Source organism: Dyadobacter psychrophilus (genome assembly GCF_900167945.1).
Lineage (GTDB): Bacteria > Bacteroidota > Bacteroidia > Cytophagales > Spirosomataceae > Dyadobacter > Dyadobacter psychrophilus.
Genome location: NZ_FUZA01000003.1, coordinates 369,754 through 391,257, shown reverse-complemented (window position 1 = coordinate 391,257; position 21,504 = coordinate 369,754). Strand labels below are relative to the sequence as shown.

General features: G+C 44.6%; 20 protein-coding genes. 6 read left to right on the top strand and 14 right to left on the bottom strand.

Translation table 11 applies throughout. From position 1 onward, the window contains the following. Position 1 precedes the first annotated feature (1 nt). Both B5X68_RS15460 and B5X68_RS15455 read right to left on the bottom strand, forming a co-directional pair. Entirely contained in the window at positions 2-688 is a 687-nt protein-coding gene (locus tag B5X68_RS15460) for a response regulator transcription factor (RefSeq protein ID WP_082215640.1), read from the bottom strand. Continuing rightward, positions 685-1,725 (bottom strand): App1 family protein phosphatidate phosphatase, encoded by a 1,041-nt coding sequence (locus tag B5X68_RS15455; protein ID WP_082215639.1) that lies wholly within the window; start codon positions 1,723-1,725, stop codon positions 685-687. The genes B5X68_RS15460 and B5X68_RS15455 overlap by 4 nt, the downstream gene beginning before the upstream one ends. A 45-nt stretch (positions 1,726-1,770) precedes the next feature. Between B5X68_RS15455 and B5X68_RS15450 the strand changes: the two genes are divergently transcribed. From B5X68_RS15450 to B5X68_RS15440, 3 genes are all read left to right on the top strand, one after another. Next, positions 1,771-2,646, top strand: a complete 876-nt coding sequence (locus B5X68_RS15450; protein WP_082215638.1) for a diacylglycerol/lipid kinase family protein — start codon at positions 1,771-1,773, stop codon at positions 2,644-2,646. Positions 2,647-2,732: 86 nt separating this feature from the next. Further along, positions 2,733-3,869 carry an alpha/beta hydrolase family protein gene (locus B5X68_RS15445; protein WP_229208436.1) on the top strand — a complete coding sequence of 379 codons (1,137 nt, stop codon included), beginning with the start codon at positions 2,733-2,735 and terminating at the stop codon, positions 3,867-3,869. A gap of 13 nt (positions 3,870-3,882) precedes the next feature. Next, the gene (locus tag B5X68_RS15440) at positions 3,883-5,217 is read left to right on the top strand and encodes a GntP family permease (protein ID WP_082215636.1); all 1,335 of its coding nucleotides are present in this window, start codon (positions 3,883-3,885) and stop codon (positions 5,215-5,217) included. A gap of 133 nt (positions 5,218-5,350) precedes the next feature. On the opposite strand, the gene sucC is transcribed toward B5X68_RS15440, so the two are convergent. Beyond that, positions 5,351-6,574, bottom strand: a complete 1,224-nt coding sequence (gene sucC, locus B5X68_RS15435) for an ADP-forming succinate--CoA ligase subunit beta (protein WP_026628290.1) — start codon at positions 6,572-6,574, stop codon at positions 5,351-5,353. A 90-nt stretch (positions 6,575-6,664) separates the two neighbouring features. Between sucC and B5X68_RS15430 the strand changes: the two genes are divergently transcribed. Continuing rightward, positions 6,665-7,327, top strand: coding sequence for an ABC transporter ATP-binding protein (locus B5X68_RS15430; protein WP_082215770.1), 663 nt, complete (start codon positions 6,665-6,667; stop codon positions 7,325-7,327). Between the two features lie 76 nt (positions 7,328-7,403). Here the strand turns inward: B5X68_RS15430 and groL are convergent, their stop codons facing one another. Beyond that, positions 7,404-9,035, bottom strand: a complete 1,632-nt coding sequence (groL, locus tag B5X68_RS15425) for a chaperonin GroEL (RefSeq protein ID WP_082215635.1) — start codon at positions 9,033-9,035, stop codon at positions 7,404-7,406. Between the two features lie 57 nt (positions 9,036-9,092). Continuing rightward, a complete protein-coding gene (locus tag B5X68_RS15420; protein WP_026628287.1) occupies positions 9,093-9,389 on the bottom strand; it encodes a co-chaperone GroES in 297 nt (98 codons plus the stop codon). 231 nt (positions 9,390-9,620) lie between these two features. Between B5X68_RS15420 and B5X68_RS15415 the strand changes: the two genes are divergently transcribed. Continuing rightward, positions 9,621-10,328 (top strand): hypothetical protein, encoded by a 708-nt coding sequence (locus B5X68_RS15415; RefSeq protein ID WP_082215634.1) that lies wholly within the window; start codon positions 9,621-9,623, stop codon positions 10,326-10,328. Positions 10,329-10,419: 91 nt separating this feature from the next. Here B5X68_RS15415 and secG read toward each other — a convergent pair whose 3' ends face one another. From secG to tamL, 6 genes are all read right to left on the bottom strand, one after another. Next, positions 10,420-10,827: a preprotein translocase subunit SecG gene (secG, locus tag B5X68_RS15410; RefSeq protein ID WP_082215633.1), complete on the bottom strand. Its 408-nt coding sequence runs from the start codon at positions 10,825-10,827 to the stop codon at positions 10,420-10,422. A 67-nt stretch (positions 10,828-10,894) separates the two neighbouring features. Next, positions 10,895-11,551, bottom strand: coding sequence for a DUF8458 domain-containing protein (locus B5X68_RS15405; RefSeq protein WP_082215632.1), 657 nt, complete (start codon positions 11,549-11,551; stop codon positions 10,895-10,897). Between the two features lie 54 nt (positions 11,552-11,605). After that, positions 11,606-12,166 carry an LptE family protein gene (locus tag B5X68_RS15400; protein WP_374754820.1) on the bottom strand — a complete coding sequence of 187 codons (561 nt, stop codon included), beginning with the start codon at positions 12,164-12,166 and terminating at the stop codon, positions 11,606-11,608. After that, on the bottom strand, positions 12,150-13,460 hold the full coding sequence (locus B5X68_RS15395; RefSeq protein ID WP_082215631.1) for a sigma-54 interaction domain-containing protein: 1,311 nt from the start codon (positions 13,458-13,460) through the stop codon (positions 12,150-12,152). The genes B5X68_RS15400 and B5X68_RS15395 overlap by 17 nt, the downstream gene beginning before the upstream one ends. Continuing rightward, a complete protein-coding gene (gene miaB / locus B5X68_RS15390) occupies positions 13,457-14,941 on the bottom strand; it encodes a tRNA (N6-isopentenyl adenosine(37)-C2)-methylthiotransferase MiaB (RefSeq protein WP_082215630.1) in 1,485 nt (494 codons plus the stop codon). Before miaB ends, B5X68_RS15395 begins: the two co-directional genes overlap by 4 nt. 138 nt (positions 14,942-15,079) lie before the next feature. Beyond that, positions 15,080-17,551, bottom strand: a complete 2,472-nt coding sequence (tamL, locus tag B5X68_RS15385; RefSeq protein WP_445447087.1) for a translocation and assembly module lipoprotein TamL — start codon at positions 17,549-17,551, stop codon at positions 15,080-15,082. Here tamL and B5X68_RS15380 point away from each other — a divergent pair. Beyond that, positions 17,551-18,303 carry a TrmH family RNA methyltransferase gene (locus B5X68_RS15380; RefSeq protein ID WP_082215629.1) on the top strand — a complete coding sequence of 251 codons (753 nt, stop codon included), beginning with the start codon at positions 17,551-17,553 and terminating at the stop codon, positions 18,301-18,303. The genes tamL and B5X68_RS15380 overlap by 1 nt on opposite strands. A 27-nt stretch (positions 18,304-18,330) precedes the next feature. On the opposite strand, the gene B5X68_RS15375 is transcribed toward B5X68_RS15380, so the two are convergent. The 3 genes from B5X68_RS15375 to B5X68_RS15365 all read right to left on the bottom strand — a co-directional run bounded on the left by B5X68_RS15375 (position 18,331) and on the right by B5X68_RS15365 (position 21,494). Continuing rightward, complete coding sequence (locus B5X68_RS15375) at positions 18,331-19,119, bottom strand: queuosine precursor transporter (protein ID WP_082215628.1); 789 nt, start codon at positions 19,117-19,119, stop codon at positions 18,331-18,333. 49 nt (positions 19,120-19,168) lie between these two features. Then, positions 19,169-20,413 (bottom strand): pyridoxal phosphate-dependent aminotransferase, encoded by a 1,245-nt coding sequence (locus tag B5X68_RS15370; protein WP_082215627.1) that lies wholly within the window; start codon positions 20,411-20,413, stop codon positions 19,169-19,171. A 106-nt stretch (positions 20,414-20,519) separates the two neighbouring features. After that, positions 20,520-21,494: a DUF1735 domain-containing protein gene (locus B5X68_RS15365; protein WP_082215626.1), complete on the bottom strand. Its 975-nt coding sequence runs from the start codon at positions 21,492-21,494 to the stop codon at positions 20,520-20,522. Between the last annotated feature and the right edge of the window lie 10 nt (positions 21,495-21,504).

Here is a 21,504-nt window from a genome sequence, read left to right as displayed (position 1 = left end):
CTTATTCTTCCTTCATGATATAGCCCATGCCCGGGCGTGTGTGAATTAGTTTTGTAGAGAAGTCCTTATCCACTTTTTTGCGCAAATAATTGATATACACCTCCACAACATTGGTCCCGGGATCGAAGTTGAGGTGCCATACATGCTCAGCAAGATCCATTTTTGAAACAACCCTTCCTCTGTGCAGGAGAAAATATTCCAGTAACGCGAATTCTTTCGCAGTAAGGTCGATCATATTGCCGCCGCGGCTTACCTGTTTGGTTCCCAGGTTCATTTCAAGATCCGCAATCCGCAGGATTTTGTCGGTTGTTTCAGGATTAATTAATTCTGAAACGCGCAATGCAGCATTGATTCTCGCTAATAATTCCCGGAAATCAAATGGTTTAACAATGTAGTCGTCTGCTCCGCGCCCGAGGCCTTCCAATTTATCCTCAATTTCGCCATAAGCAGTGAGCATAATGATCGGAAGCGACGGTTTGTAAATCCTTACTTGCTGGCAAACATCGTGACCATTCATCCCGGGCAGGTTTACGTCCAGCAAAACCAGATCAAACTTTTTGTCCAGGGCCAGTTGCTTTCCGGTAATGCCGTCGTATGCAATTTCTGCTTCGATATTTTCCGAGGCGAGTCCGCGAAAAATATTCTGTGCAATCCTTCGGTCATCCTCAATAATCAGGATTTTTTTCATGGCAGCGGTTCTTTTGATTCAATAATCGGAGGCACTGGCTCAACGGGTGCCTGAAACACAATTCCGTTGTCAAGAGAATGAATAATGGCTTTGTTACTGTGCGCAAAGTAACAAACATCAATGCCCAATTCCTGAATGTTCTTCAAATAAGCCGTTGTTTCCGATTTGCTCCGTCTTCTGGTTTGCCGAATGTATACCGCGCGGATGTTTGCAGAAAAATCCCGGCAGATCTGTTCATAAATTTCCGGATCTTTCTGAGAATCATCACCCAACAGGATGAATTGCAGTTCGGGGTAGAAATTAATGATGTTATGGATCTTGCGCAGCTTGTGCTCGTGCGAGCCGCTCCCTGTCATCACAAAATCGTCCAGTCCCGATTTTATTTTCCTGAGTTTCAAAACAGCTTTTGGCAAACCGTTCAGCTCTGCAAAACGGACGATCATATCATAAAGATTCCACTCACTGCTTGACACATAAAAGAAAATATTGCTGTCCTTGTGCGGATGCGTGCGGCTTGCGAAGGAAAGAAGCTGATAATGTTTGACAACATCGTCAAATGGCTTTCGGGCCTGAACGTTTTTCGACAGTAATACAAAAAGCTTTCGGAACGAGCGGCGGCTGTGTGAAATCAGGAATGTGTCGTCAATGTCGGAAATAATGCCATAGGAGCTTTTATACGGCAGAAAAAACTCTTCCTGCGCACTTCCCTGATATCTTTTTCCGTTCCACTCATCGTCAACAGTGACCTCGTAAAGATGCCATCCGCTCGGCATGGGCTCGGTAAACGGAATCTGAAAACGGAAATATCCATCCGCTTCCGCCGTTGTTTCTGCCGTAATATTGCCGACACGGAGCACCACTTTCAGAAATGGGATAGGCTTAATAGAAAAGAGCTCAATGATCGTCCGCGCGTATCTGAACCCGCTTCTTGTATATTTTCGATCACCTGAGGGATATTTTTTGACGATATGCCCAAACACCACCAGCTCATTTTTATTGGCATATCCACGATACAATTTTAAGTCGCAACGTTTCATAACTATCTTTATCCCCATACACTTGAAGTGCCTAATTTAGACAATATGTTTTCAGAACGAAAGGTTTTGTTGGTTGTAAATCCTATATCCGGGGATGTTAATAAGGATGTGGTTTTTGAAGAAGTGATTGAAACTGCTGCTGCAAAGGGTTATGATCTGCGCATTTACACAACAACCGGTGAACACGATCTGGAAACGATCCGGGAAATGGTGGGAAATATAAAACCCGAACGCGTGCTGGTTGCAGGCGGCGATGGCACCATTTCATTAACCGCAGAGGCAGTTCAGGGTTCTGATGTGATTATGGGCGTTATTCCGGTGGGTTCCGCAAATGGACTGGCGATGGACTTCGGTATTACGGGGTCCATAACCGAGGCAGTTGAAGTCGCTTTTGGAGATAAAATTATTGGTATCGATGCGGTTTGTATCAATAATGAGGTCAGTCTGCATTTGAGTGATATCGGGCTGAATGCGTTGTTGGTAAAAAACTATGAAAGCAGCGATACACGCGGAAAGTTGGGATATGCACGTGAAATGCTGAAAACGCTGAGCGAACACGAAAACTTTTTGGTTAAGATCACCACGGCGAATGAAGTGATTGAAACCGAGGCGCTTATAGTTATCATTGCGAATGCACAAAAATACGGGACAGGCGTCACCATTAATCCGACCGGGGATATGTCCGACGGTTTTTTTGAACTGGTCATTGCTAAAAAACTGGACTTTATTGAAACTGCTAAAATCCTGGCAGGCAGCACGGATTTCAATCCGGAAATCATGCGCGTGATCTCTGTCGAAAAAGCAGACATTGAATGTCTTGACAAAGAAGCCCATTTCCAGATCGATGGCGAGTACAAAGGAATGGTCAGAAATCTGGAAGCGCACATTTTGAAGGATTATATCAAAGTAGCAATTCCCTGAGGCTGCTCACAGTAGCCCAGAGTTATTTTTCCCTTTTGTGAAAATCTATTCACTCTATTTCCGCTTGGCTGATGAAAGTTGTTTTAATGTCTTTACTAGCAGTTTCTTGTCTGACAACCACATTACATGCGCAGCAGTCAGAGTTGTGTCAGGGTGCATATTTCACCGAGGCACAGGGAAAAGAATTTTTGGAAAAACATGCTGTTAAGACCAAGCTGGAATGGGAAACGCGGGCTGCTGCTATCAGAAAGCAGATTCGGGAAGGAATGGACTTACTAACAATGCCTGCCAAACCGACTTCAAAGCCGATCATTCACAGCAAACGGGAAATGGACGGTTATTCCATTGAAAATGTGGCTTTTGAGAGCATGCCGGGCATTTACGTGACGGGGAATTTATACAAGCCATTAAAAAAACAAAAATCGTACGCGGGCATTCTTTGTCCCCACGGGCATGGTGAAAATCCGCATGGCAGGTTCAGGGAGCAAACCCAGAAACGTTGCGCTACGCTTGCCCGCATGGGCGCTGTGGTTTTTGTTTTAGACATGGTAGGGCAGGGTGATTCCAAATATTGCGAGCATAAAATGCCAAAGGCCCTCAAGTTGCAGACTATAAATGCTGTTAGGGCATTGGATTTTCTCATAGCGCAGCCTGGTGTGGACCCCGAAAGAATTGCTGTTACTGGTGAATCGGGTGGGGGAACGCAGACTTTCCTTTTGGCAGCGCTCGATGACCGGGTTAAAGTGACTGCACCAGTTGTAATGGTTTCGGCTTATTTCTTTGGCGGATGTGTCTGTGAAAGTGGTCTGCCGATCCATAAAAAAGGTGAATATCAGACCAATAATGTTGAAATAGCGTCGCTGACAGCGCCGCGTCCCATGCTGCTCGTTTCTGACGGCGGCGACTGGACAAAGAACACGCCGAATGTTGAATATCCATTTATTCAAAATATCTACGGATTATACGGCAAGAGAAATTTAGTTGAAAATGTGCATTTACCAGATGAGAAGCATGACTATGGTCCTTCCAAAAGGAATGCTATGTACGTTTTTATGGCTAAACAGCTGGCGCTGGATCTAAAAGCGGTTACTGATTCCCAGGGTAAGATTGATGAAACGCCTTCCAAACTACTCGAACAAAAAGATCTGGAAGTCTTCAATGCGGCGCATCCCCGGCCTGCAAATTCGGTGATGGGGGATGAGGCTGTTATGAAATTGCTGTAAATCCAGATAACCGATGATCATATTCATTGTTCTCGCTGCCGTTGTTTTCATTGTATTAAGCTCCACCATCCTGAAAATGCATCCGCTTGTCGGATTGCTGCTTGCTGCAATCGGCGTTGGCGTGTTTGCAGGGTTGCCTATCGACAAACTGGCTGAGACCATTGGAAAAGGTTTTGGAGAGCTCATGTCGAAAATCGGCTTAATGGTGATTTTGGGTTGTGTAATTGGTGCTATTCTGGATAAATCCGGTGCTGCAATTAAAGTGGCAGACGTGATTCTTAATTTATTTGGCGAGAAGCGTCCTGCATTTGCTATGGCTGTTATTGGCGGGATCGTTGGAATCCCGGTTTTTTGCGATTCTGGATTTATCATTCTCCACAAGCTGAATCAGATTGTTGCTAAACGTACGGGAAAGCCGCTTGGAACCATTGCATTGTCGTTATCAGGCGGACTTTTTGCCACGCATACGTTGGTCCCACCCACGCCGGGTCCCTTGTCCGCGGCAGGAAACCTTGGCATTGCTGACTCAGTTGGATTAGTGATTTTGATCGGCTTGATTGTTTCAATTCCAAGCCTTTTTCTTTCAACCTGGTTCGCAGGCAAATTTGCGAGGAATGTTGAAATAACAGAAAATTCAGCCGTTGAGCCACCTATTATCATTCACGAAAGCAGACTACCGCCGGCATGGAAGGCATTTATGCCTATTCTTTTGCCTATTATACTCATTACACTTGCCTCATTTGCGAGAATATTGAATTTCCCTGAAAACTGGACAAAATGGCTCGGCTTTTTCGGAAGTCCACTGGTTTCATTCCTCATCGCCATCTTTTTCAGCTACTCACTTTTCCCGGAATACGCAGCAGAAAGAATGATGGCCTGCTTCAAAAGCGGCATCGAACATTGCGGAACCACATTGGTTCTGGTTGGAGCCGGAGGGGCTTTCGGAGCAATTCTAAAAGAAACGTCTTTGAAGGATATGGTCAGCCAATGGCTGTTGCACAACGAAATGTCCGGCGCGTACTTGCTCGTAATTGCCTTCCTGATCGCTGCTTTTTTCAAAACAGCACAAGGCTCAACTACATCCGCGATGGTACTGACAACAAGCATTCTGGTACCGCTATTAGCGTCATTGGGATTCGTAACGCCCATCCAAATCACATTAGTAGTCATGGCAGTAGGAAGCGGCGCCATGATCGTCTCGCATACGAATGATGCGTGGTTTTGGGTTGTATCTCAATTCACCGGCATTTCAGCCAGGGACACTTACCGGACACATACGATACTCACTGGTTTGCAGGGGGTTGTGAGTTTTTTGGTGGTGATGGTATTGTGGGTTTTGCTGGGGTGAGGAGTACAAAAGCTTATCACCTAACTGCTCATAAAACAACCTGTCACCCTGAGCGGAGTCGAAGGGGGCGTTACTCCTAGGTGATAACGCCCCCTTCGACTCCGCTCAGGGTGACAGGTAAATGATCGTTTCTCTAAACTCCCAGCTCGGCCAGAACTTCGGAAACCTTCGCAGCAGCTTCTTTAAACTCAATAGCCGAAGAAACTTTCAAGCCAGACTCATTGATGATTCTTGCTCCTTCTTCTGCATTGGTTCCTTGCAAACGAACGATGATAGGAACCGGGATTTCTCCAATGGCTTTGTAAGCTTCCACAACACCGGCTGCAACGCGGTCGCAACGAACGATACCACCGAAAATATTGATGAGGATCGCCTTAACATTCGGATCTTTCAGAATGATACGGAAACCTGCTTCTACGGTGCGTGCGTTTGCGCCACCCCCAACATCCAGGAAGTTAGCCGGCTCGCCGCCAGAAAGTTTGATAAGGTCCATCGTAGCCATTGCAAGACCAGCACCGTTCACCATGCAACCAACGTTTCCGTCCAGTTTTACATAGTTCAGGTTGTTTGCGCCTGCTTCTACTTCCAAAGGATCTTCTTCGTTCGTATCACGCATTTCTGCCAGTTCTGGGTGACGATACAATGCATTGTCATCCAGGTCAACTTTGGCATCAACGGCAAGAATTTTATTATCAGATGTTTTCAAAACCGGGTTGATTTCGAACATCGCTGAATCACTTTCAATGTATGCTTTATAAAGAGAAGTGATGAATTTCACCATTTCTTTGAAAGCATCGCCTTCAAGGCCCAATGCAAAAGCAACTTTACGCGCCTGGAATGGCTGCAAACCTACTTTTGGATCAATCCACTCTTTCATGATCTTCTCAGGCGTGTGCTCAGCAACTTCTTCAATGTCCATACCGCCTTCGGTGCTGGCCATGATCACATTGCAGTTGCGGCCACGGTCAAGGAGGATAGAAAGATAGTATTCTTTCGGCTCGCTTGGTCCTGGATAATACACGTCTTCGGCAATAAGCACTTTGTTGACACGCTTGCCATCCGGACCAGTCTGGTGGGTAACCAGAACTTTGCCCAAAATGTTGTTGGATATGGTGCGTACATCTTCAACAGATTTCGCAAGGGCAACGCCACGTTGTTCTGTTCCAACGATGCGGCCTTTTCCGCGTCCACCGGCGTGGATCTGGGATTTTACTACATACCATTTGGTACCAGTCTGCTGGCTAAGCTCACGCGCAACTTCTACTGCCTTGTCCGGAGTGTCGGCTACGAGCCCTTCCTGAATACGCACACCGTATTTTTTAAGAACGCTTTTGCCTTGATATTCGTGAATATTCATGAGTATAAAAGTAAATTGGTATTTTCACGGCAAATTAAGGAATTAATCAAAACGGGCGTAGGTTTCAGTCCAATTATCTTTCTTCACAATATGAATTTACTGCGGGCGAGCGGGATCAGGCGCACATACGGTTCTTTACAAGTTTTGAAGGGGATTGATCTGGAAGTTGAGCGGGGGGAAGTTGTGGCCATAGTAGGACCTTCCGGAGCTGGAAAAAGTACGTTTCTTCATATTTTGGGGACGCTGGACAGACCTGAGCAAGGGCAGGTTTTTATTGAGGATATCAATGTTTTTACCCAAAAGGACAAAGATCTTGCCCGCTTTCGCAATGAGAAGATAGGGTTCATATTTCAATTTCATAACCTGCTAGCAGAATTTACGGCATTGGAAAATGCTTGCATGCCCGGTTATATTAATGGCATGATGAGTGAAAAGGAAATATTGACAAGAGGCAGAGAGTTGCTGGATATGCTTGGATTGAAGGACAGAGCAGACCACTTGCCTTCTCAGCTTTCGGGCGGTGAGCAGCAGCGCGTTGCAGTAGCAAGGGCACTTTTGAACAAACCTTCCATCGTTTTAGCTGACGAGCCGAGTGGTAACCTGGATTCACATAATGCTTTGGAACTGCATCAACTGTTTTTCAAACTGCGGGATGAGTTTGGGCAGACTTTCGTAATTGTAACGCATAATGAAGATCTGGCGGCGATGGCCGATCGCAGGCTGGTTATGCAGGATGGATTCATGCAGTCCTGATTTTTATTTAAGCCTCACCAAAACAAAAGCCGCCCAGTTTCCTGAGCGGCTTTTTATATATCCGAAAGGGGATGAATTACATCATTCCGCCCATTCCGCCGCCGTGGCTGTGACCGCCACCTGCAGGAGCTTCTTCTGGCTCGTCAGCAATTACACATTCTGTTGTCAACAACAAGCCTGCGATAGATGCTGCGTTTTCCAAAGCCAAACGGGACACTTTTTTCGGGTCAATGATACCAGCTTCCAAAAGGTCTGTGTAAACATTGTCCTTCGCGTTGTAACCGTATGAGCCTGTTCCTTCTTTCACTTTCGCAACAACTACTGATGGCTCCTGGCCTGAGTTAGAAACGATTGTTCTCAAAGGAGCTTCCAAAGCTACGCGGATAATATTGATACCGGTTGTTTCGTCTTCGTTGTTGCCTGTGAAGCCTTCCAAAGCAGCAGTTGCGCGGATGTAAGCTACACCACCACCAGCTACGATTCCTTCTTCAACAGCAGCACGAGTTGCATGCAATGCATCGTCAACGCGGTCTTTTTTCTCTTTCATCTCAACCTCAGTTGCAGCTCCAATGTAAAGGATAGCTACACCACCTGACAATTTAGCAAGGCGTTCCTGAAGTTTTTCGCGATCGTAATCCGAAGTTGTATTTTCGATCTGCGCTTTGATTTGGTTTACGCGGCCCTGAATGTCTTCAGAGTTGCCTGATCCGTTAACCAAAGTTGTGTTGTCTTTGTCGATAATCGCTTTTTCGCAAGTACCAAGATATTCCAAAGTTGCGTTTTCCAATTTGAAACCACGCTCTTCTGAGATAACTGTACCGCCAGTAATGATCGCGATGTCTTCAAGCATTGCTTTACGACGGTCACCAAAACCAGGAGCTTTAACAGCAGCAACTTTCAAGGCGCCACGGATTTTGTTTACTACCAATGTAGCAAGTGCTTCTCCGTCAACATCTTCTGCCAAAATAAGCAAAGGACGGCCAGTTTGTGCAACTGCTTCAAGAACTGGAAGCAATTCTTTCATTGAAGAAACTTTCTTCTCAGAAATCAAGATATATGGACGCTCAAGATCAGCTTCCATTTTCTCAGTGTTTGTCACGAAATATGGAGACAGGTAACCACGGTCAAACTGCATACCTTCCACAGTTTTAACTTCTGTTTCTGTACCGCGTGCTTCTTCAACAGTGATAACACCTTCTTTTCCTACTTTTTCCATCGCCTCAGCGATCATTTGACCGATTTCCTCGTCATGGTTAGCTGAAATTGTAGCAACCTGAGCGATTTCTTTGGAAGTAGAAATATTTTTCTTTTGAGATTCAAGATCTTTAACGATCACAGAAACTGCTTTATCAATTCCGCGTTTAAGATCCATTGGGTTAGCACCCGCTGCTACGTTCTTAACACCGATTGAATAAATAGCCTGAGCCAAAACAGTTGCAGTTGTAGTACCATCACCCGCAGAATCAGCAGTTTTAGAAGCTACTTCTTTCACCAACTGAGCACCCATGTTTTCGATAGGGTCTTTCAGATCGATTTCTTTTGCAACCGTTACACCATCTTTTGTGATGCTAGGCGATCCGAATTTTTTATCGATAACTACGTTACGACCACGAGGTCCTAATGTTACTTTAACGGCGTCAGCCAATGTATCAACACCGCGCTTAATTTTATCACGAGCTTCGGTATCGAAGAAAATTTTCTTAGACATACTAATTAATCGTTTTGATTTTCTTGATTGAGATTATTTGATTGGACTTAATGACAATTAACCAATAATGGCATAAATGTCAGACTCACGCATGATCAGAACATCTTTTCCTTCATACGCCAATTCTGTACCTGAATATTTTCCGTATAATACGGTGTCACCTACCTTAACGGTCATCGGCTCGTCTTTTTTACCCGGGCCCACTGCTACAACAGTTCCACGTTGAGGTTTTTCCTTTGCAGTATCAGGGATAATGATACCAAATGCTGTTTTTTCTTCGGCTGGGGCTGGTTCTACAAGAACACGATCAGCCAGAGGTTGTACGTTCACTTGTATTTCTGCTAAAGTTGACATAAATATTAAACGTTTGTTTTTTGATTGTCAGTAATAGTTTTGACTGGTAACTACTAAGCACAATCTATGCCAGCGTTTTCCGGCTGACATTTTTTCCGGCAAGTGTGACAAATTTGTATCTAACCCTGCCGTTATATAATTATAAGAAGCAATTATATTGTCATGCACGACAGTTGATTGTTTACCGATCTGAAAATGCTTAAATTTTATCGGCACCAAATTTAGAATCCTATGACAAACCTCCAAAAAAACTGGTTAACCGAAGGAATTTTTGATTTTGAGTATAAAAAATATGTCTTGCAGGCATATTTACAACACATTGACAGCCAGTTTACCTTAAATAAACTTCATCCGCATCTGCCAGATCTGCAATTTCATTTCGATTCCTGCATTAGCATCCGCACCAAAAAAAGCGAGATCAGAACATCGTTTCCAAAGAATGTGACAGGCGTGAACTTACAAACCTGGAAGCTTGAATATGAGGAAACGCACCAGGACGATCCTTACCTGGAAGAACTGAACTACATCCTGGACTTTGCGATCCCGCGTTTTTCGCGTGCTTTGGAACAAGGAACGGAGCGTTTCAGTGAAGTAGGGGAGAACATTAAAATATCGCCGGTGGGCATTGTGCCGTTGCGTCTGGAAGAAGGATATCTTCTGTTTTTACACACATTCCAGCCGCTGGTCAGCGTTTTTGAATATCAACTGGCGCTTTACAACGAAATGAAGGAACGTTATTTGAAAACAACATTCGTGGATACAATCCGCATTGGAATAGGAAACACAGTTTCACAGATTAAGGTTGATTTGACCAAAAAGAATAAATCGCTGCCTAATCCTGCCACTTACGTGGTCGAATCCAGATATGATTATCCTTTGCATGAAGCGCTCCTGCCCGTTGCTAAAAAACTGATTTTGAAGCAGATGAACATTGCATAGCGAAGCGTAATATTATTTGACAATGCTCGCACTCAAACGCAAAAAAGGCTCACGATGTAAATCATGAGCCTTTTTGAATGCCTTAATTATTTTATTTCGAGCTGTCCGCAGGTGCAGCTGGTGTAGCAGAAGGAGTAGTTGCCTCGCCTGCCGCCGGAGCCGTTGCGCCAGGAGCAGCTGCTCCCGGTGCAGGAGCGATGTTACCGCCTGGAATTACTGTATTTTGTGCTTTGTCCACATTGACACTGTTAATACCGCCAGTTTGTGCGCTTCCGCCAACGATAATGTAGGATGCCAGGGAGATTAAAATAACACCTCCTGCAAGTCCCCAGGTGATTTGTTCCAGTAAATCGGTTGTCTTTTTAACACCAAACATTTGGGTAGTTCCTGCTCCGCTAAACTCGCTGGAAAGTCCTCCTCCTTTTGAATTTTGTACCAACACAACTAGGATCAACAAAACAGCGATGATCGCAACCAAGATAATTAAACCCAAATACATGCTTTATGACTATTTATTAATGATTGAATGACTGAATGAGCGAATGACTGAATATGTTTTAAACTTTTCAGTTCATACGATATAATTCGCTTAATTTTTTCGCAAAGTAATTCCTTTTTTCTGGTTTTTTCAAGATCAATTTTTGATAGAGGTCAATTGCCTTCTCAATTTTACCTTGGCGCACTAAAATTTTTGCAAAAGCTTCGGTTTCAATGCTTCCGGCTCCGGACTCGGCAACTCTGCCGCTGACATCAATGGCAACGGGCTCCAGATTGTTCTCCTGGCGAATGATCCGCGGGTTCTTTTTCATGAAACCCTCAATGATCTGCTGCTGTCTTTTCTGCTCGTCGGATCTCTGATTCGGTGTAACAACCGTTTCCTGCTCCACAATGCTGATCAGGATATCCTCACCATTTTGCGGAACAGATTTTTCCTGCGCCTCGATCACTTCCTCAATGTTGACCGTCGCGTCGTAACGCTCGGTGTCACTTTCAACAAGTTGCTGTAAAGCTATGCGGCTTAATGCGTAGGCTGCGGCGCGTGGTCTCGCTTCTTCGAGTTTTTCAGTTCCGGCCACGCTGGATGCTTTCGCCAATAAAGAATAGGAAATCTGGCAATACGGAAACGCCTTAATAGTCGCTTCAAGCGCCGTGATCACTTCCGCGCCAGCAGCATTCGGATGTTTTACCAGATTGCTAAATGCTTCCTTTTCAATGAGGGACATATTGACCTTAAAATTTGGGAAATAAAAAATGAAGTTAGGCAAAAGGATAATCTACTACCAGTCCGCAGCAGATTTATTGAAGATCTGTTGCACTAAATTTTCCCGGATCGTGGGCAAAAGCCGCGCCTCGTTTTGGTTAAGCGTTTGATCCTGAGGAAAATCGGCGTAGTAAGTGAAGGACTGGTCAAAATTCTTCGTTTCGTCCTTTGCATTGGTATACCGAACCTGGACTGTGACATTCAATCGGTTAAGGCCGGCCTGATCATTGGCGGTTGGCGCAGCCGCGAGCACATCGTAACCCGTAATAGAACCTTCCAAAACCAGGTCTCCGCCTCCCGGCTGGCTGATTAAGCTTGTATTCCGTTGAAAATATTCCTTCAATTCTTCGGTGAGTCTTTGCGGCAGATCCGAAGGGCCACCGGCCGTTCCCATCGTGAAATTGAGCACGCTGAATGTCTTGATATCAGGTGATAAATTGGTTCCGGTAAAGGAATAAACCCCACAGCCAGACATGAAAATCGAACAATGCAGGACAAGAAAGAGGGTTAATAACCGTTTGGCAATCATTGAAACGCGCATTGTGAAAACACTATCTATTCTATTCTTCAATGTCATACTGCTTAATTTTCCTGTATAACGTGCGTTCCGATATACCCAACGCACTGGCTGCATATTTTCGTTTATTGTTATTTTTCCGTAAAGCCTTGATGATCATTTCCTTCTCTTTGTCTTCAAGCGATAATGATTCTTCTTCTGCAGTCACGTGCATAACATCCTCAATTTCGCTTCTTTCATCCGAATATCGGTCCAGATCCACGGTTCTTGGCGGAACAGGCGGGAGAAAGCGCGCAGGCTCAAGAGTAGGCGTATGTGAATGAGAATGGCTCGCGGGCTCCGTATTATTCAGTGAACTGAACAGTTCCTGATGATCTTTAAGGATCTCACCGCCGTATTTTTCATTTTCAAGGACATTACGGACCAGCTTTTTAAGTTCCGTCATATCCCTGCGCATATCGAACAGCACTTTGTAAAGCAATTCTCTTTCGGAAAACGAACCGCCAGCAGCATCTTCGCCCGAACGCAAAGTGATAAGAGCCTTCCTGCCTGCTGGCTGGACAGGGTTCAGGTAATTGTTTAAAGTTTCCCGCGATATGGGCAGATCTTTATCGGTTTCCAGAATGGTGATTTGCTCGGCAATGTTTTTAAGCTGACGAATGTTTCCCGGAAATGCGTATTGCATCAGCAAATCGCGTGCTTCCGAGTCCAGTCTAACGGGTTTTGTCCTGTATCTTTCGGAAAAGTCATTGGTAAACTTCCTGAACAACAACAAAATATCCTCACCACGATCACGCAGCGGCGGAACGTAAATGGGAACTGTATTTAACCGGTAATAAAGGTCCTCCCGGAATTTTCCATTATTCACAGCGTCCAATAAATTCACATTGGTTGCCGCAACTACGCGCACATTGGTTTTCAGGACTTTGGAGGATCCTACGCGAATGTATTCTCCGTTTTCCAGCACACGTAAAAGCCGCGCCTGGGTGCCCAGCGGCATTTCACCCACTTCATCGAGGAAAATCGTTCCGCTATTTGTTGTCTCAAAATAACCTTTTCTGGAATCCAATGCGCCGGTAAATGCGCCTTTTTCATGACCGAAAAGTTCTGAATCAATGGTTCCTTCGGGAATGGCACCGCAGTTGATGGCGATGAAAGGTCCGTGCTTGCGGGAACTGAGGCTGTGTATGATTTTGGAAAAAGATTCCTTTCCGCTTCCGCTTTCGCCGGTGATCAGCACAGTAAGGTCCGTGGCAGCAACCTGCACAGCAACATTAATCGCATGATTAAGCCCGGGTGACGTACCAATTATTCCGAAACGGTTCTTTATTGCTTGTATTTCAGCTGGATTCATGAAACTGGTACTTTTTCGACCGCATAACCGCGAAGTGTCGCAGCGGTCGTGTCTGTAATTAAAACGTCGACATAATCGCCTACTTTGAAGTTTTCGCGGGGGAATATGACTCTTTTGTTCTGGTCACTGCGTCCTGTAAAATCATTCACAGACCGTTTGGACGTATTTTCAATTAGCACTTTTTGTACCGTGCCAATTAGTTTTTGGTTGCGTTCGAGGGAAATTCTTTGTTGTATATCAATGATTTCCGCAAGACGACGCTGTTTAATGTCGGCTGGAATGTCATCCGGGTATTTTTTTGCTGCCAGCGTCCCCGGACGTTCTGAATAGGCGAACATATAGCCAAAGTCAAAACGGACGTATTCAAGCAATGACAGCGAATCCAAATGTTCTTCTTCGGTCTCGCTGCAAAATCCTGCGATCATGTCATGTGAAATAGCACATTCATCTCCCAGAATCCTGCGAATGCTGTCAATTCGTTCGAGATACCACTCCCGGTTATAGGTCCGGTTCATCATTTCCAGCACGCGGCTATTGCCATGTTGCGCTGGTAAGTGAATGTATTTGCAAATGTTATCGTACTTTTTAATTGTATAAAGCACTTCGTCCGTAATGTCTTTCGGATGTGATGTGCTAAACCTCACGCGCAATTCCGGGCTGATCTGCGCCACCATTTCAAGCAGTTTTGCAAAGTTCACCTGCGTTTGCGACGAGGCGGTTTCAACATTCGTAGAAATTGCTGTAACACTATTAGGTCCTTGCCATTTATAGCTGTCCACATTCTGCCCAAGCAATGTCACTTCTTTATAACCATCATTAAAAAGGTCTTGCGCCTCTTTTACAATCGAAAAAGGATCACGGCTGCGTTCACGGCCACGGGTCATCGGCACCACGCAAAAGCTGCACATATTATCGCAGCCACGCATAATGGAGACCAATGCGGTAACACCATTGGAATTCAGTCGGATAGGGGAAATGTCTGCGTAAGTTTCTTCTCTTGATAAAAATACATTGACACCCTTCTGACCTGTTTCGGCTTCTTCCACCAGTCGCGGCAAGTCACGGTAAGCATCCGGACCAGTCACAATGTCGACCATTTTCTCCTCGTCGAGCAACTTGGCCTTCAAGCGTTCTGCCATGCAGCCCAAAACACCGATTAATGTGCCTGGTTTTTTCTTTTTTATAACATTAAGCTGTCTTAATCTCGTCCTGACGCGCTGCTCCGCATTGTCTCGGATGGCACAGGTGTTCAAAAATATAAGATCAGCATTTTCAACGTCGGAAGTGGTGGCAAAACCTGCCTCACGCATCACGGAAGCCACAATTTCGCTGTCTGCAAAATTCATCTGGCAACCGTAACTTTCTATAAAGAGCCGTTTTTTGTTTAAAGCCGGTTCATTCTCAGAAATACGGACTGTCTCGCAGGCAACTTTGTCCTCCTCAGTCAATATTTTCAAAGTCTCTGCAATTCTATGTTCCATGGAAGGGATCTTAACACCTATTTATTCAAATAACCTGAGGGCACAAAGCCTCCTTAATTCAGGTTTCAAGAACACAAATATAGAAAGATTTCAGTTAAAACTGACAAACTGTCATACTGTGAGCTGACTTAAAAAAGGTTAAAATGGATAGCCGACGCCGAGATTGACATTCAGGAAATTGGATTGAGTCCTCTTGAAAAGCTTGTTAAATTCAAGTTCATCCAGTACAAATCGCTGCAAGGCAGGGTCATAGACTTTAATCCCGAAATCAAAACGCAGAATGAAAAACGAAAGATCATACCGGATACCAAAACCTGTTCCGATAGCGATTTCTCTCAAAAATTTATTTGCCTCAAACTTTTGCAGTTCGGTCGCATTACTCCCGAGGTTCCAGACATTTCCGGCGTCTATGAACAAAGCGTAGTTGATATCACCGAAAAATTTAGCCAGAAAACCTCTCCATTCCAGATTTCCTTCCAAAAGAAACTCTCCCGGAGATTCAATGGATAAGTTATTGGATGTCAGTCTGGGAGGTGACGATCCGGGGCCAAGGCGGCGTGGCAGCCAGGCCCTCAGACTATTTGATCCACCCGCAAAAAAATACTTTTCGTAGGGAGGCACTTTGCTGTCCCCATAACTGTAAACTGCACCTGTATTAATCCTCGCAACAAATGCCGAACGCCTTCCTGCTGGCCAGTAACGCCGATAATCTGCATTCCAACGCACATATTTATAAAACTGCAAACCATCTCCAAACACATTCTTGATCAGGTTTTCCTGCTTAGGAAGGATGTTCAACGACGTTCCGCCCGATTCCAAAGCAACCCGGAAGTAATGCGCATTCTTCTGCGGGCCAATCAGCGAATTTGTGTTATAAGTAAAATTAAAATTGATGTCTGATACAAATGATCTCTGGAAGCTGTTATAGAGATTATTTCCTTGAAAACGAAGCGTATCCAGCAAATCCTGGAAGTCGGAGCGGATATTTTGCGTGTTGAGAATGTTGAGGTCAACGAGCGATAAGTTGAACAATGTCTTATTCGTGGGCTGCCAGGAATAAGTCATTGCAACCTTCACGTTTGTACGGGTATATTCGGGCCTGTTTACGTAGTTATAACCCAATCCAACCTGCGTTCTCGGGTTAAAGCTGGCAGTTTGCTTTTGGAGCATATTCGCCGGCGTAAGTAACCTTGGGAAGGTCAGGGAAGTGTTTAGCCCGATTTCCTCACTGCGGTAAATGGAGCTGTTACCCAAAAAGCCAGGCACGAGTTCGATACCACCGCGCAGGTTCGCTTCAAAGTTTTCAAGGCCGTTGAAGACATTCCTGATCTTATAAGACAGGTTTGCAAAAGGCCCGGGCGCGCCTTGAAGCTGGATCACATTGAGACCAACATCAGTCGAAATCTGATATTTTTCCAAAGGGATCACTTTGAAATAGCTGTTGATCCCGTGACCAGACGAGTCAAGTGTGTAAGTGTAGTTTACAAACCTAAACTGGTCGGTAAGGGAAAGTTGCTGCTGGGTATCGCGCTCTTTTTGCTGACTATAAATCGCGCCCGGCCGCACCTGAATTTTACTATCCAGAATCCTGGTGGCGAATCTTTTATCAGAAAAGGTGTAACGTATGCCACGAAAATTGACCGTGTCTTTTCTCGCATAGAGCGAATCCGCCGTCGATCCCGATGGCGGTAACACTTCAAAATGAACGGAATTGATCTTATAACGCTCGCCATTTTTGATCGCTCCGGGCATATCCACCCGAACTTTGACATCAACCGACTTAAAAAAACTATCCGTGGATGCGTTGGTGATAGTGTCATTGATCAGGTAGGAAATATTCTGTCGTGAAAAGCCCAGATAACCCTGGTTTCGAAGCAATGTTTCGATCCTGATCCGCTCTTCCTCAAACGAATCTCCATCGTATCGCTTTTTGGTTTGCAGCGCCGGATTCTTATTATTTGAATTGATAATGCTGTCGGCCATATTGTTCCGCACCTGATATTCAATGTCGCGGATCATGGTCGGACGTTTTTCGGCCACAAAATAATTAACCCGGATCCTGTTAAATATCGTGTCGGGTTTATAGCTTACCGCAGCTTCAAAAAAACCATTGTTGTAAAGATATTTCTGCATTTTTTCCGCATTCAGGGCAACTTCGGCGGCCACAAAATACACCGGCGCTTCGCCCAGGACCCGCATCCAGAAATTTCCCTCATCCACTCTCGTCTGCGCTTTTTCAAGTTTTTTCGCATAGCGCCGCTGAATTTTTTCCAGCTTCCGTGGAGAATTTTCGTTTAAGCGGGATTCATTTTGATATTTTTGTGTGATTTCAATTACTTTCCGCTGTTTCTCTTCGCGGTTATAAAACAGTTCGCCGAAGCGGTAAAGGCCAACATACGGAAAAAAAGGTAAGCCCAGAAGGCGCCTGTTGGGTTTTTGGGGAATCAATGCTTCCAGCTCGGAGTCATTGATGATCTGGTTGCCTTTTATAGAAGAATTGCCAAGATAATAGCTCTTGGCCTGGGAGGCGGGCTTTCGTGCGCAAGACGACAATCCCACTAAAATCAGGAAAAAATACCAGCTATATGTAATCTTAGAATTAATATTCAATGCTGTCAAAAAATCGTATAAAGTATATTAACTCGCTTAAAATCAAGAAGTACAGGCAACTTCATCAATCATTTATTGTGGAAGGTGCCAAGAGTGTGCTGGAATTGCTCGATTCCGATTTTAACATTGAATTCGTGTTAACAACACAGGAATTTGAACAAAAATACGCAAGTATTTTAAGCAGGCATAACACAATTGCAGAAACGGTCACGTTGCAGGAACTGGAAGGCTTAGGTTCTTTTCAAACGAACGATTCTTGCCTGGCTGTTGCTAAAACGAAGCAAAACGATTTTTTGTCTCCTGAAAAATCAGAATATGCATTGGTTCTGGACGATGTCCGCGATCCGGGAAATTTGGGATCCATTATCAGGATTGCGGATTGGTATGGTATCAAAAAAATCATTTGTTCCAATGATACTACGGATTTCTACAATCCCAAGGTGATCGCGGCCAGCAAAGGATCATTCACCAGAGTGAGCCTGTTTTACACTGAACTAACGTCCTACCTGGCGGAAAATGCCGGAAGTGAGCCTGTTATCGGTGCTTTTCTTGGCGGAGAATCACTTTATGACTTCAAGTTTTCACCGTCTGGCGGCTACATTGTGATGGGCAATGAGTCGAATGGAATCGGCAGTACGGTCGAAAAATTTGTGACAAATAAAATTACAATTCCCAGGGTAGGAGAGGCAGAATCGCTCAATGTTGGCATCGCAACGGCTGTAATGCTGGATAATTTGAGGCGCCAGCTTTAATTAAATTTCTACTATAAAGCTGCCAGGTTACTCGTGCGCGGCTTTGTGGGAAAGTTCTTCGGCGTAATCCTTGCCCAGATAGTTGTCAATAAAATAATGCGCAACGTAGAGCAGGGGCGTAAGCAGGATTGCGATGAGACCTTTGTATAAATAATTGATTGTACCAACAGAGAAAACCTGATTGAGGTCCCAATTCCCGAAGACGTAAAACGCAATGGTGATTACTACAAAACTGTCGATCAGCTGAGAAAACATCGTCGACCCTGTTGCCCGAAGCCAGATAAACTTGCTCCCTGTTTTTCTCCTTAACCACGAAAATACGGCCACATCCAGTAACTGACCCAATAAAAACGCCACGATGGATCCGATCATAATGCCCAATCCCTGATTGAAGATCTTTGAAAATGCATCGTTAATGTTAAACACATTTCCGGCTTTGTCGGTGTTGTTAATGTCCAGCCAAAACTGGGCAGGCGGCAATAAAGTGGCTACCAGGATTGTAATAAAAGTGTAGGCAATAAAGCAGGCGGTCAGAAAGGAAATGCGTTTCACGCCTTTTCTACCGAAATATTCATTGATAATGTCAGAAGTAACAAAAACGATCGGCCAGTTGATAACACCAGCTGTCATATTGAAGTCGAGCCTTTGACCACCGATGAGCAGTTGCGCTGGCGGAATCCCGAGCAATGTTTCGACCGAAAATATCTTACCGCCAATGATCTCGGCGATCAATGCATTGGTTAAAAATATCCCGCAAAGCAGCAAGAACAAACGTTGCCGCTTTGCTTCCTGGACACTAGTATTTTCGATGGTCATTTATTTTGACTATAACTGCTGATAGGGATCGGTTACTTAGTCTGCTCGCTCAGGCGATTACATCCTCCACGGTCCGGGTTGACAGGATCCGGTGGTTTTCGAGGAAGAATTCAATCTTGTCCATCGCCTGGTTCAATTCATCAATTGTTGGTAAAAACACAATCCTGAAATGATCATCGGTAATGTAATTGAAGCCGGTTCCTGCCACTACAAGCACTTTTTGATCGCTTAACAGGTCATAGACAAACTGTTCGTCTGTTTTAAGACCGAATTTTTTCAGATCGATTTTTGGAAAAACATACAAAGAACCTTTTGGTTTTACACAAGTGATGCCCGGAATGGAGGTCAGGCGATCATACACCAGGTTCATTTGTTTATGCAATCTGCCAGTTGGAACAACCAGCTCTTTGATGCTTTGGTAACCTCCTAATGCAGTTTGAATGGCATATTGCGTAGGCACATTGGCGCAAAGGCGCATGCTGGCAAGCAGGAGAATTCCTTCAAGATAGGATTTCGCTTTTTGTTTGGCGCCGCTCAGGATCATCCATCCGCCCCGGAAACCAGCCGAACGGTAATTTTTTGAAAGTCCGCCGTAAGTCACACAAAGCGTTTCCGTTACAAGCGACCCCATAGGATAATGTACGGCTCCGTCGTAGAGTATTTTGTCGTAAATCTCATCCGAGAAAATAATGAGGCCGTGCTCTTCTGCTATTTTGGCAATGCGGATCAGCACATCTTTTTCGTAAACAGCGCCCGTCGGGTTGTTGGGGTTGATGAGCACAATGCCTTTTGTGCGGGAAGTTATCTTCTTTTCCAGATCGTCCAGATCCGGGTTCCAGTCCGACTCCTCGTCACATACGTAATGTACGGGTGTGCCTCCGCTTAATGCGATGGCGGCCGTCCAAAGCGGATAATCCGGCGAAGGAACTAATATTTCGTCTCCCGGATTGAGCAATGCCTGCATAGAAAGCAAAATCAGCTCGCTTACACCATTGCCTATAAAAATATCATTTATCTCAACATCCTGAATACCAATTGTCTGGGTGTAATGCATGACAGCCTTTCTGGCCGCAAACAATCCCCTGGAATCTGAATAGCCCTGCGCATTGCGGAGATTCATGATAATATCGTGAACAATCTCATCCGGAGAGTCAAATCCGAATGGGGCTGGATTACCAATGTTCAGGTTATGGATTTTATAACCGAGGCTTTCCAGTTCCAATGCTTTTTGATACGTAGCGCCACGAATCTCGTATTTGAGGTTGTTAAGGCGCTGGCTTTTTAAAAATTCCATTGATTTCAGATAGGATAACCACCAAAGTTAAAAAAAATCAGTTAAAAAATTAGCTGGCCCGAGACAGACCAGCTAATATCAAACTATTACGTAATAAGGAAGTGTATTATCTTGGTGCAAGGAATGTCCATTTTTCACTGAAGAATGTTCTGTCAGTTGGACCTGCTTGCTGCATTACATATTTTACTTCCAGTGTTTTGCTGCCGTCAGCATTCACTGTAAATTTATTTACACCAGTCGGATCAAGTCTGGCAGACCGCCCGTTACCGGCTGGCTGTCCGTAGAAGTTAGTTACGCTGATCACTTTACCGGTTGCATCCATTGTAAAGACAGGGGCAAAGCTTCCATAGTAAGAATCTGTAATTGCGCCGGTTTCAGCATTCTTGCTTTTAATTGGGTGTCCTTCCAGTCCTTCCAAATAAGTTATGCAGTACATTACAACTGAATTTGCACCGGTTGTATGCAGGTCGGAATTCAGTGGGTAATAACCTGATAGCAATTCGTTTGTCTTATCAACCATAGGAGCTGTTGCAGTAACAGTGTAATTCCCATCATACTTGTTTTTCGCATTCAGACTCAAAAGGATAGTTCCAAAGTTACCGCTAACAGTGCCTGTTGAAACTGATCTGATAGATATCGGCAGGACATAAGCTTTGCTGAAATCAAATTTGGAGCTTTTAACCTTGATCGGAACGACTGCCGTACGCTGTCCCTTAGGAATAACCACTTCAGCTGGAAATGTATATAAATCCGGAGTGATTAAATCAAAGTGCGTTTCTTGCTCCGTATTATATTGCGTAATTGCAGCAGTATCCAGGCCAATGGTCACTCTAATATCCTCAGGTGCAACGTGAGCACCGGAATAGCTTACTGTAATCGGATATTCATTTTCTTCTGCAAGATCAAAAGCCTGGGTATACAACGAATACGTGCTTCCGCTTGGCGATATAAAGCTGGACGGATTTTTAAACTCGACCATATTCGTCGATTTGTCCGGATCAAGGTTAATATCGTCTTTGAGGCAGGATGTTATGGCCATCCCAAACAGGAATAGGCCAGCTATTTTTATTGAATAGTTCATATCAAATTTT